The sequence below is a fragment of the Enterobacter sp. BNK-22 genome, from assembly GCF_048684805.1.
GTDB classification, from domain to species: domain Bacteria; phylum Pseudomonadota; class Gammaproteobacteria; order Enterobacterales; family Enterobacteriaceae; genus Enterobacter; species Enterobacter quasiroggenkampii.
This window is the reverse complement of the sequence record NZ_JBLQTT010000001.1, coordinates 1,547,110-1,561,521: the sequence shown is the minus strand read 5'-3', so window position 1 is coordinate 1,561,521 and position 14,412 is coordinate 1,547,110. Positions and strand designations below refer to the sequence as shown.

The following is a 14,412-nucleotide window of genomic DNA, read 5'->3' as shown; positions in this document are numbered from 1 at the left end:
TAAAACAGATAAAAGAGACATTGCTATGCAACATATCATTGAAGGTTTTCTCAGCTTTCAAAAAGAGATTTTCCCGCAACGTAAAGAACTCTTCCGCAGTTTAGCGTCCAGCCAGAATCCCAAAGCGCTGTTCATCTCATGCTCCGACAGCCGTCTGGTCCCGGAACTGGTCACCCAGCAAGAGCCAGGACAACTCTTTGTCATTCGTAATGCTGGCAACATTGTGCCGCCGTTCGGACCGGAGCCAGGCGGTGTGTCCGCTACCATCGAATACGCCGTCGTGGCGCTGGGCGTCACGGATATCGTGATTTGCGGTCACTCCAACTGCGGTGCGATGAAGGCGATTGCCGATAACGCGAACCTGGAGCCGATGCCTGCCGTGTCACACTGGCTGCGCTATTCCGACGCGGCAAAAGCCGTGGTAGAGAAGAAAACCTGGGATAAGCCGATCGATAAAGTGAATGCGATGGTGCAGGAAAACGTCTTTGCGCAACTGAGCAACATCAAGACCCATCCGTCCGTCGCGGTGGGCCTGCGTAATAACTCCATCCGACTGCACGGCTGGGTGTACGACATTGAAAGCGGCGAAATCCTCGCGCTGGATAAAGCGACGAAAAGCTTCGTCTCGCTGTCGGAAAACCCGGAAGTCTTCTTCGAGTAACCCGCAACAGCAGGGCACGGATGCCCTGTCAGTATTCAAAATAGGGTAATCTCCGCCGCACGCGTGACGCGGGTTTTTCCGCCGCTTTCGCCATCGCCTCTGCAATCTCTGCACACTCCACCAGCCCCTGAACGAAGGGACGATCGTGCATCAGCCACGGTATCGCACCGAAGGCGATGCGCCCGCGAACGGTGTCAGGCGCTTTTAAGGTGTAATCCTCGCCGATATCGGGTATCTCATCGCCGGTCGCTTCCAGCTGTTTTCGCAGCGTCGGGAAGGGCAGATCTTTCGTTTTGAGCGGCTTTTGTCCGCGCGCGTCAATAAATACGTCGAAACGATAGACGGTCTCTTGTGTGGTTATTACCGTTCGATCGCTGCCAACGTCGAGCGTGTAGTCGTCACCGAGCGCGGCCACGCTGATGATGCCGGCTTCGCGAAGCGCGAGCAGCCTGCGGATAGACTGCGGAGGAATGGCGGCATAGTTGTCGATAAATACCCGAGCCAGGCCCTGCTTAAAGCGTTTTCTGTCCTGCTCGCTGAGATGGGGAACGATCTCCTGAACGACCTCATGCAGCCGCAGCACGGTGTAGCGCCACGCCACGGTACGGCGTTCGCGTTTATTGCGTTCAACCTCGTTGAGATTCTCTTCCGCCCAGGTAAAGGGGCCGTGGCGTTGACGATCCTCAAACCAAGCCTCACGAACAGTGTCCGCATTCAGCGTATGCAAAGACATCTTCTCGCACCACGTCGGATCGGCAAGCTGAAGCTCTTTGACCATCAGGGCAAAAATGCGGTCAAGCAGGCCATCCGGTCCTTTGGCTATCTCGCTTTCCACCACGAATTCGGTCAATACCGACAGCGGCTCGTAAGGAATAGGGCAGTAAAAATCGGCTTCCGGCAGAATGCCCGTCCGGGACATCAGCGTAATGTGTAACCCTTCGCTGCTTTTGTCGAGGATGAATTTACCGTCACGAAACGCACCGTGCTGCATCACCACCGCCATAGCCGCGTCCAGGCCGCTCAACGAGGTGCCCATAATGCCCACGCGGCAAGGGGGAATGCGGGCGTCCATCAGACCGGACCACGGGCTTGGGAAGAACGTGCGCGTGGCTTCATCCTCCTCTGGCCAGACGTGGCCGGTGGCAATAACCGCCAGGTCGAATTGATCCGGTAAGGTGCGGTCGTTGACCGAAATCGTCACGCCGGTTGTCGAAGGGATGATGTCGGTGACCTTCGCGGATTCATGGACTTTAACCTCGAACCCCAGCTTTTTCGCCTCTTTTACGATTGAACGAAAGCTGTCGCGAAAGTACTCTCCCAACAGGAGCCTGGGCAGGAACTGTCGGTCATGCAGGCTGGCTTTATCCACCTTAAAGCTTGCCAGATGGGCGTCGCTCTGTTCCTTAAGCCAGTCGAGGTAGGTCATAAAAATGGGCGGGATTTCAATGCTCGCAATGTTCGCCAGCATCAGCCGGGAATTATCGTCGTCGTTATAGGGCATGCCCACGCCGGCTTCATCAGCCTGTTCGAAAACGGAAACGGAGAGCGGCGTGCCGTTTTGAAGCAGGTGATAAAAGGTGTAAATCCCTGTGGGGCCGGAGCCGATAATCGCGATCTTCTTCATCGACACGTTTCCTGTGTTTTTTTCCATAGGAAAAGCGTAGCAGGAGAATAATGATGAAAATAAAGGATTAAGAAAATTCAGGCTATCAGAGGAGAATTTGCACCATTTCAGGACTGAAATGGTGCGTCCGAGTGGACTCGAACCACCGACCCCCACCATGTCAAGGTGGTGCTCTAACCAACTGAGCTACGGACGCAGAATGGTGCGTTCAATTGGACTCGAACCAACGACCCCCACCATGTCAAGGTGGTGCTCTAACCAACTGAGCTATGAACGCAACGTGTTGTCGGTGACAACGGGGACGAATATTAGCGGCACAGCACCGAGGTGGCAAGAGGGAAAATGCAATTTTCTCTCTGATTTCACGCGATTGCTGTATTACCGCGCAAAGTGAAGAGAAAGTAGCCGCCGGGTGGCGGCTACTGCGTATTTAACGTGCAGCGCGTTGCAAAATGATCGTGGATGGCTGGCGCTGCAGGAAGCGCATGCGCATCATCATCATAATCGCCGCCGACGTCAGGCCGATGATAAAGCCCATCCAGAACCCCGCCGGTCCCATGCGGTCCACCACCAGGTCGGTCAGGGCCAGAATATACCCACACGGCAGACCCAGCACCCAGTAGGCGATGAAGGTGATAAAGAAAATGGAGCGCGTGTCTTTATATCCGCGCAGCACGCCGCTGCCAATCACCTGAATGGAGTCCGAAATCTGGTAAATCGCAGCCAGCAGCATCAGGTGCGATGCCAGCGCGACGACCTCCGGATTATCGTTATAGAGCAGGGCAATCTGCTCGCGCAGTGCCACGGTAAAAAGCGCCGTGCAAATGGCCATGCAGACGCCGACGCCCAGTCCGGTCCGCGCGGCGGTTTGCGCGTCGAGCGTCGAGCCTTGCCCCAGGCGGAAGCCCACGCGGATCGTCACTGCCGCGGCCAGCGACATCGGCAGGACAAACATCAGGGAGCTGAAGTTCAGCGCAATCTGGTGCCCGGCGACGTCCACAATGCCCAAGGGGGAGACCAGCAGGGCGACCACGGCAAACAGGGTCACCTCAAAGAACAGCGCAAGGGCAATCGGCAAGCCTAGCTGCACCAGACGCGTCATGATGCTCCAGTCCGGCGTGCTGAATCTGTTCTCGTTACGAATATCGCGCATGGAGCGGGCGCGCTTCACGAAGGTAAGCATCGAGAAGAACATGACCCAGTAAACGGCTGCCGTTGCCACGCCGCAGCCGACGCCACCCAGCTCCGGCATCCCGAAATGACCGTAAATAAAGACATAGTTAACCGGGATGTTGACCAGCAGCCCGATAAAACCCATCACCATGCCGGGCTTGGTTTTCGCCAGGCCTTCACACTGGTTACGCGCCACCTGGAAAAAGAGGTAGCCCGGCGCGCCCCAGAGCAGCGCGCGCAGATAGCCCACGGCTTTGTCCGCCAGCGCCGGGTCAATATTATGCATAGCGCGAATGATATGGCCCGCGTTCCAGAGCACCACCATGATCAGCACGGAGACAAACCCTGCCAGCCAGAAACCCTGGCGAACCTGATGGGCGATGCGCTCGCGACGGCCTGAGCCATTGAGCTGAGCGATAACAGGCGTGAGCGCGAGCAGCAGACCGTGACCGAACAGGATGGCCGGAAGCCAGATTGACGTGCCGATAGCCACGGCCGCCATGTCGGTGGCGCTGTAGCCACCTGCCATTACCGTATCCACAAATCCCATTGCGGTCTGGGCCACTTGCGCGACGATCACTGGTATAGCCAGTGCCAATAACTGGCGCGCTTCATTCATGTACTTCTGCACGTGAACACCTTTATTTTGTAGTTATTTGAGAGACTAAAAAAGCCGCCGAAACGGGCAGCAAGAAGAAAATGCAGGGGGGTGCCAGCTATTGTAGCGGGCTTTAGCTATTTATCTAGTGAAAAAATCGCCAGAAAATGCGCTCCGCTGGCAACCTGTTTTTCCAACTGTTATTGTGGAGGGATTAAACGGTGTCATCACCGTTCGGAAAAAACAGGAGTTGTAAGCATGTTTACTGGTATTGTGCAGGGCACTGCCAAAGTGGTGTCCATTGATGAAAAACCTAATTTCCGTACTCATGTTGTTGAGCTGCCGGAATATATGCTTGAGGGCATCGAAACCGGCGCTTCGATTGCCCATAACGGCTGCTGCCTGACCGTGACCGAAATTAACGGCAACCAGATCAGCTTTGATTTAATGAAAGAGACGCTGCGGATTACTAACCTGGGCGGGCTGGTGGTAGGCGATACCGTCAACGTTGAGCGCGCGGCGAAGTTCAGCGATGAGATTGGCGGTCACCTGATGTCGGGGCATATCATGACCACTGCCGAAGTGGCGAAAATCGTGACCTCGGAAAATAACCGTCAAATCTGGTTTAAAATGCAGGACCCGTCATTAATGAAATACATCCTCTATAAAGGATTTATTGGCATTGACGGGATTAGCCTGACGGTAGGAGAAGTGACGCCAACGCGTTTTTGCGTGCATTTAATTCCTGAAACGCTGCAGCGCACCACGCTGGGCGCCAAAAAACTGGGGCATCGCGTGAATATTGAAATCGATCCGCAAACCCAGGCGGTGGTGGATACGGTTGAACGCGTGCTGGCAGCTAAAGAAGCCGCAATAATAAAGACCGCAGAAGAAGAATAAAAAATAACCCCGGCTATCCGGGGTTATTTTTTTAGCGTGCGACACGCAGTCCGTGTTCAATCCCCCGGCTGAATACCACCTGCCAGAGCTGAATATCCCGTGCGCGAAACGCCCCCGCGCAGGCATTCAGATAATAGCTAAACATCCGTTTGAATCGTTCTGAATAGTTGTCCGCAATCTCGGGCCAGGCTTTCTGGAAACGTTCATGCCACGCCATTAAGGTGGTGTCGTAGTCCGCGCCAAAGTTATGCCAGTCTTCCATCACGAAATGGGATTCACTGGCGTTGGCGATCTGGCGAACGGACGGTAAACAGCCATTCGGAAAGATGTATTTATTGATCCACGGGTCAACGTTATTGTCGGTCCGCTTAGAGCCGATGGTGTGCAGCAGGAAGAGCCCGTCCGGTTTCAGATTACGATCCACCACCTCAAAGTAGGTATCGTAGTTTTTTGGCCCCACGTGCTCGAACATGCCGACGGAAACGATCCGGTCGAACTGCTCGTTCAGGTCACGGTAGTCCTGCAGCCGGATATCCACATCGAGACCCTGGCAGCGCTCTCGCGCCATTTTTTGCTGTTCCGCTGAGATCGTCACGCCGACCACGCTGACGCCATAGTGCTTCGCCATAAAATACGCCAGCCCGCCCCAGCCGCAGCCGATATCCAGCACGCGCATGCCGGGCTGTAGCTGCAGCTTTTCACTGATCAGACGCAGCTTGGCCTGCTGTGCTTCCTCAAGCGTCGACGCGTCTTTCCAGTAGGCGCAGGAGTATTGCATGAAAGGGTCCAGCATGCGGCTGAACAGGTCATTGCCGAGATCGTAATGCTCTTTGCCGACGATCCATGCGCGTTTTTTACTTTGCAAGTTAAACAGTCGGGCAGAGGCGACACGCAGGGTGTCTTTCAGATTGCGGGGGAGTTGATTTTCCAGACCGGCACGTAACACGCTGGCAAAAAAGATATCCAGCCGTTCACATTCCCACCAGCCATCCATATAACTTTCTCCCAGGCCTAGCGACCCTTCCCGCAACACGCGTTTAAAAAAGTCGGGATGTTTAACCTGGGGATCGGATGGCGAAGATCCGTTGATAGTGATGCCTGCTCGACCTAACAGTTCACTGACGATCCGGGACCAGTTGTCGTCCGAAACGCTGACTTCTTCTATACACGATGAACTCATAGCTTCTCCATCACCCTGATGTGATCAGAACCTTCAAACAGCGTAGACGCTTTTTTTGGTTTGTGAGAAATCTCACGGTAAATACCGCGAGGCTAGTATCCGACGTAGAACAGAGGAAGGGAGATAACCCTTGCCGAAATGCCTTCCATGGTAAAACGGGAGCACTCCGGCTCCCGTTAACACTTAATATTTATCGTATTTAATCGAACCAAATTTAGTATAGGCCTCAAAATTTGGTGATTCAATAGAAAATTGTTAGCAACCTAATCACTGAAATGTAACATGATTTCTGGCGCAATCAGGCATGCGAGGTTTCCACCTGCGCACCGCTATCCTGCTCACGCTTCGCGGACGCCTGCATGCGGTAACCCAATACCGCCAGCGCAACGGTGACCAGCATCACGCTGGTGGTGGTCAACAGCGGCGTCGCAATCAGCGCCGAGACCACCAGGCTTGCCAGGAAGCACAGACCCAGTTGAAGGGTATTTTGCAGCGCGGCGGCGCGGCCTGTCGCCTGCGGGAACGGACGTAACGCCTGTGCCACCACGATCGGGTAAATCGCCCCGTTCGCCACGGCCATCACGCAGAAGGGAATCAAAATTTCAGCCAGGCCCGCGCCCGGAATAAACCCGACGGCCCAGGTACCGATGACGCTCAGCGCATAGAGCACCAGCAGCCATGGCAGCATTTGCTGGCCTTCCCATTTTTGCAGCGCCGCGCGGCAGCCGTACCCGCCCACCAGGAACGCGATGGTCTGCGGAACATAGCTCAGACCGATGGCCGCCGGGCTGTAGCCCATATCGTGCAGAATAAACGGCGAGCCGGTGAGCCACGCGAAGAAGCTGGCCGAACAGGCGGCATAAATCAGGACATTCCCGCGATACGCCTTGGCGCTCAGCAGGGTGGTGAAGGTAATCGGCTTCGCGTCGGCATGCGCCTCTTTTTTATGCGCGGGCTTAAGGGCAAACGCCGGCAGCATCAGCACCAGCGTGATGGCAAACAGCGTGGCAAAAATGGCCTGCCAGTCAAAGTGCGCGAGGATCCAGCTGCCCAGCAGCGGGGCCAGGGCAGGGGAAAGACCCACCAGCGGCATAATAGTGGCGAAAATACGGTTTGTGCGGTTAGCCGGATAGTAGTCGGTCACCAGCGCCTGCCAGGTCACCGCCGCAGCACAGACGCCCACGGCCTGAATAAAGCGCAGCACCAGTAGCCAGGTAGCATCGCGCACCCACAACATCCCCAGACAGCCCACGGCAAAAATGGCCAGACCCAGCAGCAGTACCGGTTTACGGCCAAAGCGATCCGAGAGCGGTCCCCACAGGAGCTGCGCGAAAGCAAAACCGGCAAGGAACAGACTCAGGCTGGCGCTGATGGCCGCCGCAGGGGTTTGCAGGTCTTCCTGCATCGCGGCAAACGCGGGCAGGTACATGTCGGTGGCCAAAAAGCCCAGCACGCTTAAGCCGCCGAGCCAGACTAAAAATCCTTTCCTGGGTTGCATTCTCTTATTCTCCTGAGGAGGCAGGTGTACGTTGGCGCAGAGTGTAGGGAGTGCAAAGCGGCTTGTGAAACGCTAATATTTGGCGGGTGCATTCAAATTTTTTGCAGGCAGAAAATGTGGTCAGATTATTCTCTTGAAGTGGTCGATGCTGTTGCGCGTAACGGCAGCTTTAGCGGTGCAGCGCAGGAGTTGCACCGCGTCCCTTCGGCCATTAGCTACACGGTGCGTCAGCTTGAGGAATGGCTGGCGGTTCCGCTGTTTGAACGGCGGCATCGCGACGTGGAATTAACGCCCGCAGGCGCGTGGTTTTTGAAGGAAGGGCGTTCTGTTATCAAAAAAATGCAGATCACCCGCGAACAGTGCCAGCAGATCGCCAACGGCTGGCGGGGACATCTCGCCATCGCGGTGGATAACATCGTGAAGCCGGAACGCACCCGGCAGATGATCGTGGATTTCTATCGTCATTTCTCTGACGTTGAGCTGCGGGTCTCGCAGGAGGTGTTCAACGGGGTGTGGGATGCGCTGGCGGACGGCAGGGCGGAGATGGCGATTGGCGCCACGCAGGCGATCCCGGTTGGGGGACGTTACGCCTTTCGCGACATGGGGATGCTGAGCTGGAAATGCGTGGTGGCACGCGATCATCCCCTGGCGGCGATGGACGGGCCGCTGAGCGACGATACGCTGCGTAACTGGCCCTCGCTGGTGCTGGAGGATACGTCCCGTTCACTGCCCAAGCGTATCACCTGGCTTCTGGACAACCAGCGGCGAGTGGTGGCTCCTGACTGGGAATCGTCGGCGACGTGCCTCAGCGCCGGGCTGTGCGTCGCGATGGTGCCCGTTCATTTTGCGCGTCCGCGCATCGATACCGGAGAATGGGTTGAACTGACGCTGGAGAATCCGTTCCCGGACGCGGCCTGCTGCCTGACCTGGCAACAAAATGATGTCTCGCCCGCCATGGCCTGGCTGCTGGATTATCTGGGAGACAGCGAAACGCTAAACCGGGAATGGTTACGGGAGCCAGCGTAGCTGGCCCCGTCAAGGGATTAACGACGGTAGTCGCGGAACGGACCATCCGCAACGGAACGGCGTTCAATCAGGCGTGGGTGAACTTCAATGGACTGCGACTCTTCGCGTTTGTTGACGATTCTGTCCAACAGCATATTGAAGGCCGTTTCGCCCAGCGAATCTTTTGGCTGGTGAATGGTTGTCAGCGCCGGGGTGAAGAAGCGCGCGTTACGCACGTTGTCATACCCGATCACGGAAATATCCTGCGGTACGCGCAGACCCAGCTCATCGGCGGCGCAGAGCGCACCCATGGCCATGATGTCACCCCCGCAGAAAACGGCGGTCGGGCGGTGCGGCTGGGAAACGATCTGCTGCATTGCGCGGTAGCCTGATTCCGGCTCAAAGTCGCCCTGCACGATCCAGTTTTCCGGCACGGTGATCAGCGCTTCTTCCATCGCTTTCATAAAACCGGCCAGACGGCCCGCGCCGGTGTTACGCTCCAGCGGACCCGGGATCACGCCAATCTCGCGGTGACCGCGTTCGATCAGGTAACGACCCGCCATGTAACCGCCTTCAAAGGCGTTGTCGATAACGGAGTCGGTGAAGTCCGCGCGCGCTTCACCCCAGTCCATGACCACCATGGGGATATGGCGATACTCTTCGAGCATCGACAGCACGGATTCCGGGTACTCGGAACACATCACCAGCAGGCCATCCACGCGCTTCTGCGCCATCATCGACAGGTAGGCACGCTGTTTTTCTATGCTGTTCCATGCGTTGCCCAGAATCAGGGTATAGCCTTTCTGGAAGCAGTTCTTCTCTACCGCTTCAATGATCTCGGCAAAATAGGCCGCTTCACTGCTGGTGGCTAGCAATCCAATGGATTTGGTGTGATTAACCTTGAGGCTGCGCGCAACCGCACTTGGCGAATAGTGCAGCTCTTTGATCGCTGCCCAGACGGCGTTGCGCGTCTCTTCCGCCACGAAGCGGGTTTTGTTAATTACATGTGATACGGTTGTAGTGGAAACGTTTGCGCGTTTTGCTACATCTTTAATTGTTGCCATTAAATGTCACTCCAGACCATATCCTAAGCTCCTGAAAAACTTGAAGGTAAACGTTTGCCTTCTCTCACCCTTATCACGCAATCTTGAATTGCGGCACGCCGGGAAAACGACACGGGACGTCAGGAGGGGGTCAATGGCCGGTACGCTAATAAATTTAGCGTGGAATTTTGTCCTATCTTGATGAAAAGGGGAAGAGGTAAAGTGTTTATCAGCCTAAATCCAGGAAGATTTTTGACGTAAATTATGCAAAAATGAGCAGGCTCACTTTTCGTGGGGGGATTAAAAGGAGAAAAATTGATGAGTTCCGATCTGAAGTTTTCGCTGTTCACCACCGTTGTTGTGCTGGCTCTGATTGTCGCGGCGGGTCTGACGGCCGCGCTGCACTGATTTACGCGGAGGGAGAGCCTTCTCCCTCCCGCTCACCCCGATTGTTACTCCTAAGGCAAAAATCTTTTGCCATTTTGTTAACTTCTCATTTTTTGTGATTGATGTCATGCTTTCCGCTTCTTTGTTCTGTGTCACCACATGACACGGCATTCGGAGTTGACGCATGAAAATCAATTTTCCCCTGCTGGCCCTGGCGATTGGCGCTTTTGGGATTGGCACCACTGAATTCTCCCCGATGGGGTTACTGCCCGTCATCGCCCGCGGTGTGGACGTCTCGATCCCTGCGGCAGGCATGTTAATCAGCGCCTACGCTATTGGCGTGATGGTGGGGGCGCCGCTGATGACGCTTCTCCTTTCGCACCGTGCGCGCCGCAATGCGCTCATTTTCCTGATGGCGATTTTCACCCTCGGTAACGTGCTTTCGGCCATTTCGCCGGACTACACCACGCTGATGCTGTCGCGTATTCTGACCAGCCTCAACCACGGCGCGTTCTTTGGGCTGGGGTCGGTTGTGGCGGCAAGCGTGGTGCCAAAACATAAGCAGGCCAGCGCCGTGGCCACCATGTTTATGGGCCTGACCATTGCTAACATCGGCGGCGTTCCTGCGGCAACCTGGCTGGGCGAGGTCATTGGCTGGCGGATGTCCTTCCTGGCGACGGCCGGACTGGGCGTAGTCGCGATGGTGGCGTTGTTCTTCTCCCTGCCAAAAGGCAGCGCGGGTGAACGCCCTGACGTACGCAGAGAGCTGTCGGTGCTGATGCGCCCGCAGGTGCTCTCTGCGCTGCTGACCACCGTGCTGGGGGCAGGGGCGATGTTTACCCTCTATACCTATATTTCACCTGTGCTGCATGACATCACCCACGCAACGCCTCTCTTTGTGACCGCGATGCTGGTGCTAATTGGCGTGGGCTTCTCGATTGGCAACTATCTCGGCGGGAAATTTGCCGACCGTTCGGTGAGCGGAACGCTGAAGGGCTTCTTAACGCTGCTGATTGTTATCATGATCGCCATTCCGTGGCTGGCGCGTAACGAGTTTGGCGCCGCGGTGGCGATGGTCGTCTGGGGGGCTGCAACGTTCGCTGTGGTGCCACCGCTGCAGATGCGCGTGATGCGCGTCGCGCATGAAGCGCCGGGCCTCTCATCCTCGGTCAATATTGGTGCCTTCAACCTGGGCAATGCGCTCGGTGCGGCGGCCGGTGGGGCCGTGATTTCAGGGGGGCTGGGGTACAGTTTTGTGCCGGTGATGGGGGCGATTATTGCCGCGCTCGGCCTGCTGCTGGTGATGATGTCGGGTCGTAAACAGCCAGAAGCAGCCTGCGCTGCGGAATAAACCAAAAACGCAGAAGGGCGAACCCTTCTGCGTGTCTCTTACGCGGCGAAGTTCTTCGCCACAAAGTCCCAGTTAACCAGTGCCCAGAAGTGCTCCAGGTAGTTAGGGCGCGCGTTACGGTAATCGATGTAGTAAGCGTGTTCCCATACGTCCACGGTCATCAGCGGCTTAGCGCTGGTGGTCAGCGGGGTGCCCGCGTTAGAGGTGGACACGATAGCCAGTTTGCCATCCGCCTCTTTGACCAGCCACGTCCAGCCCGAACCGAAGTTCTTGATGGCGGCATCGGTGAACTTCGCTTTGAAATCCGCGAAGCTGCCAAAGGCGGCATTGATGGCGGTAGCCAGTTCACCGGCAGGTTCGCCACCGGCGTTTGGCGCCAGGCAGTGCCAGTAGAAGGTGTGGTTCCACACCTGAGCGGCGTTGTTGAATACGCCACCCTCAGAACTGCGCACGATCTCTTCCAGCGTTTTGCCTTCAAAATCGGTGCCCTTGATCAGGTTGTTCAGGTTGGTGACGTACGTCTGGTGATGCTTGCCGTAGTGATATTCCAGGGTTTCCGCAGAAATGTGCGGGGCCAGGGCGTCTTTTGCATACGGTAGTGCAGGTAATTCGAACGACATTGCTTCTCTCCTTATTGTATTTTGTGTTGTCAATAACCACACAGACAACAAGGACAGGATAGCAAATTGAAAGAGTATGCAAAAGAGGAACTTACCCTGCCACGGGTGTGGCAGGGCAGGGGTTAGCGAATGGTTTTCGGCGTCATCACGCGGCGTGCGCCGACGTAATGGCGTACCCAGTAGTCTTCACTGAGAGAGGTGATCTGAATATCCTGGCCGCTACGCGGTGACTGGATGAATTTTCCGTTGCCGACATAGACGCCAACGTGGTCAGCTGTCCCGCGGCCCTGCGTGCGGAAGAAGACCAGATCGCCGTTCTCCAGCTCTCCACGGTTGACCGGGGACGCGTCGCGCAGGTGGTACATTTCGTTGGCGGTGCGCGGAATGCGGAACTTGACCAGATCTTTATAGGCGTAATAGACGAGGCCGCTGCAGTCAAAACCGGTACGCGGCGAAGTCCCGCCCCAGTGATAAGGTTTGCCAATCTGCCCCATCAGCTTGTTCATTGCGGTTTTTTGCGCTTTCTGGACACGCACTTTATGCACTTCCGCTATTTTGGTGACCTTCGTGCATTTCGCCTTATGGCCTTTACGCGCGATGCATTTTTCAGTCACGAGGTTAGCGGCGGTTTGCGAAGCTTTACTTTTGGCGGTGTGGGCAGTGCGGGAAGAAGTGGTTTTCGTCTTGCTGGAAACGGTTTTTTTAGTCTGTGTGTTTGTCTTTTTCTTGTCGTTCTTAGCGGTGGTTTTTTTCTTACGTTCTGTGGCTTTCACCAGATGGTTTTTTTGTACAGCAGAATGCCGCGCCTGCTGAGAGGCGTTTGCCACTGGCGTGAAGGTGAGTGAAGTAAACAGTAAAGCACAGAGCGTGATCGAGATTTTATTTATCCGCGCCACTGGGCAGTCCCCTGATAAATGCAGGTCATCAATAATACCCGCGTGTGATTTACAAAGCCCGTCGATTCTAATCCATAAAAAGCCAGAAAGTTAATACCATTTTTCAATCTCTAATCCTGTTTCGTTAGCAAGTGCAAAAAAATTCATCGTTCTGTCGTACATTTGCCCATTCCCTAAGCAAAACCCTGGCCGCCGCAGGGGTAAACACCATTTGCAATGCAACTTTTCGTGACTCGGAGTAGAATGTCTATACGTGACAAAAATGTTATTTTCCGATGCCAGTCTGAACCGCTACAATGTCAGACGAATGCCGTAACAGAAGTTAAAGGAAGCAAGACATGAGCACCACTATTGAAAAAATCCAGCGCCAGATCGCTGAAAACCCGATTCTGCTGTATATGAAAGGTTCTCCAAAGCTGCCAAGCTGCGGCTTCTCCGCGCAAGCGGTTCAGGCGCTGTCTGCCTGTGGTGAGCGTTTTGCTTACGTTGATATCCTGCAGAACCCGGACATCCGCGCTGAGCTGCCGAAGTACGCGAACTGGCCGACGTTCCCACAGCTGTGGGTAGACGGTGAACTGGTTGGCGGTTGCGATATTCTGATTGAAATGTATCAGCGCGGTGAACTGCAGCAGCTGATCAAAGAAACCGCGGCGAAGTACAAAACGGAAGAGCCGGACGCAGAGTAATTTTCTGCGGAAATAAAAAAGCGACCTGCTATGGGGTCGCTTTTTTTTGTCGGATGGCGCTGCGCTTACCCGACCTACGATTGGCGCTCGGCCTCATCGCCCATCGGCAGCGGCCAGCCGCCCAGACGCTTCCAGCGGTTGACGATCTCACAGAACAGCTCTGCGGTACGCTCCGTGTCATACAGCGCGGAGTGCGCCTGCGTGCCGTCGAACGGAATGCCAGCCGTAATACAGGCCTTTGACAACACCGTTTGTCCCAGCGCCAGGCCGCTCAGCGCGGCGGTGTCGAAGGTGACAAAAGGGTGGAAGGGGTTGCGTTTGAGCGACGCGCGCTCCGCGGCAGCCATGGTAAAGCTGTGATCGAAGGTGGCGTTATGGGCCACCATAATAGCGCGGCTGCAGTTGCTCTCTTTCATGCCTTTACGCACCATTTTAAAAATGGCGTGCAGCGCGTCATATTCACTGACGGCACCGCGCAGCGGGTTATGCGGATCGATACCGTTAAACGCCAGCGCTTCCGGCTGTAAGTTTGCCCCTTCGAAAGGTTCAACGTGGAAATGCAGCGTGGTGTCCGGTGTAAGCCAGCCCTGTTCATCCATCTTCAGCGTGATGGCGGCAATTTCGAGCAGCGCATCGGTTTTAGCGTTAAATCCGGCTGTTTCTACATCAATGACAACGGGATAAAAACCACGAAAACGGTCGCACAGACCGCTAAATTGAGCGTTATCGGACATCAGGGTCTCTTACATGGGGAAAAAGCAGAGCGCATTATGGCAAATTTTGCGGGGTG

General features: G+C 55.6%; 14 protein-coding genes and 2 tRNA genes. 6 read left to right on the top strand and 10 right to left on the bottom strand.

Annotation, left to right across the window (positions count from 1 at the left end; translation table 11 throughout):
- Positions 1-25 precede the first annotated feature (25 nt).
- Entirely contained in the window at positions 26-661 is a 636-nt protein-coding gene (locus tag ACMGGE_RS07215; protein ID WP_109844381.1) for a carbonic anhydrase, read from the top strand.
- 28 nt (positions 662-689) lie between these two features.
- On the opposite strand, the gene ACMGGE_RS07210 is transcribed toward ACMGGE_RS07215, so the two are convergent.
- From ACMGGE_RS07210 to mdtK, 4 genes are all read right to left on the bottom strand, one after another.
- Positions 690-2,285 (bottom strand): FAD-NAD(P)-binding protein, encoded by a 1,596-nt coding sequence (locus ACMGGE_RS07210; RefSeq protein WP_420293583.1) that lies wholly within the window; start codon positions 2,283-2,285, stop codon positions 690-692.
- A 119-nt stretch (positions 2,286-2,404) separates the two neighbouring features.
- Positions 2,405-2,481: transfer RNA gene (locus tag ACMGGE_RS07205), tRNA-Val, on the bottom strand.
- 4 nt (positions 2,482-2,485) lie between these two features.
- Positions 2,486-2,562 (bottom strand) — tRNA-Val (locus tag ACMGGE_RS07200).
- A 153-nt stretch (positions 2,563-2,715) separates the two neighbouring features.
- Positions 2,716-4,089: an MdtK family multidrug efflux MATE transporter gene (mdtK, locus tag ACMGGE_RS07195; protein ID WP_048222752.1), complete on the bottom strand. Its 1,374-nt coding sequence runs from the start codon at positions 4,087-4,089 to the stop codon at positions 2,716-2,718.
- A 225-nt stretch (positions 4,090-4,314) separates the two neighbouring features.
- Between mdtK and ACMGGE_RS07190 the strand changes: the two genes are divergently transcribed.
- Positions 4,315-4,956: a riboflavin synthase subunit alpha gene (locus tag ACMGGE_RS07190; RefSeq protein ID WP_232945515.1), complete on the top strand. Its 642-nt coding sequence runs from the start codon at positions 4,315-4,317 to the stop codon at positions 4,954-4,956.
- A gap of 31 nt (positions 4,957-4,987) precedes the next feature.
- Here the strand turns inward: ACMGGE_RS07190 and cfa are convergent, their stop codons facing one another.
- Positions 4,988-6,136: a cyclopropane fatty acyl phospholipid synthase gene (cfa, locus tag ACMGGE_RS07185; RefSeq protein WP_420293582.1), complete on the bottom strand. Its 1,149-nt coding sequence runs from the start codon at positions 6,134-6,136 to the stop codon at positions 4,988-4,990.
- Between the two features lie 298 nt (positions 6,137-6,434).
- Positions 6,435-7,634 (bottom strand): purine nucleoside transporter PunC, encoded by a 1,200-nt coding sequence (gene punC, locus ACMGGE_RS07180; RefSeq protein ID WP_420293581.1) that lies wholly within the window; start codon positions 7,632-7,634, stop codon positions 6,435-6,437.
- A 114-nt stretch (positions 7,635-7,748) separates the two neighbouring features.
- Between punC and punR the strand changes: the two genes are divergently transcribed.
- On the top strand, positions 7,749-8,660 hold the full coding sequence (gene punR, locus ACMGGE_RS07175) for a DNA-binding transcriptional activator PunR (protein WP_039266192.1): 912 nt from the start codon (positions 7,749-7,751) through the stop codon (positions 8,658-8,660).
- Positions 8,661-8,677: 17 nt separating this feature from the next.
- Here punR and purR read toward each other — a convergent pair whose 3' ends face one another.
- Positions 8,678-9,703, bottom strand: a complete 1,026-nt coding sequence (gene purR / locus ACMGGE_RS07170) for an HTH-type transcriptional repressor PurR (protein WP_008500597.1) — start codon at positions 9,701-9,703, stop codon at positions 8,678-8,680.
- Between the two features lie 297 nt (positions 9,704-10,000).
- Between purR and ACMGGE_RS07165 the strand changes: the two genes are divergently transcribed.
- A complete protein-coding gene (locus ACMGGE_RS07165; protein ID WP_008500596.1) occupies positions 10,001-10,090 on the top strand; it encodes a YnhF family membrane protein in 90 nt (29 codons plus the stop codon).
- A gap of 163 nt (positions 10,091-10,253) precedes the next feature.
- Positions 10,254-11,420 carry an MFS transporter gene (locus tag ACMGGE_RS07160; RefSeq protein WP_069719379.1) on the top strand — a complete coding sequence of 389 codons (1,167 nt, stop codon included), beginning with the start codon at positions 10,254-10,256 and terminating at the stop codon, positions 11,418-11,420.
- A gap of 38 nt (positions 11,421-11,458) precedes the next feature.
- Here the strand turns inward: ACMGGE_RS07160 and sodB are convergent, their stop codons facing one another.
- On the bottom strand, positions 11,459-12,040 hold the full coding sequence (gene sodB / locus ACMGGE_RS07155) for a superoxide dismutase [Fe] (RefSeq protein WP_023311353.1): 582 nt from the start codon (positions 12,038-12,040) through the stop codon (positions 11,459-11,461).
- A 122-nt stretch (positions 12,041-12,162) separates the two neighbouring features.
- Complete coding sequence (locus ACMGGE_RS07150; RefSeq protein ID WP_048222760.1) at positions 12,163-12,936, bottom strand: C40 family peptidase; 774 nt, start codon at positions 12,934-12,936, stop codon at positions 12,163-12,165.
- Between the two features lie 338 nt (positions 12,937-13,274).
- Between ACMGGE_RS07150 and grxD the strand changes: the two genes are divergently transcribed.
- Positions 13,275-13,622, top strand: a complete 348-nt coding sequence (grxD, locus tag ACMGGE_RS07145) for a monothiol glutaredoxin 4 (protein WP_003832760.1) — start codon at positions 13,275-13,277, stop codon at positions 13,620-13,622.
- A 74-nt stretch (positions 13,623-13,696) separates the two neighbouring features.
- Here grxD and rnt read toward each other — a convergent pair whose 3' ends face one another.
- Positions 13,697-14,356, bottom strand: coding sequence for a ribonuclease T (gene rnt / locus ACMGGE_RS07140; protein ID WP_023618191.1), 660 nt, complete (start codon positions 14,354-14,356; stop codon positions 13,697-13,699).
- Positions 14,357-14,412: the final 56 nt, after the last annotated feature.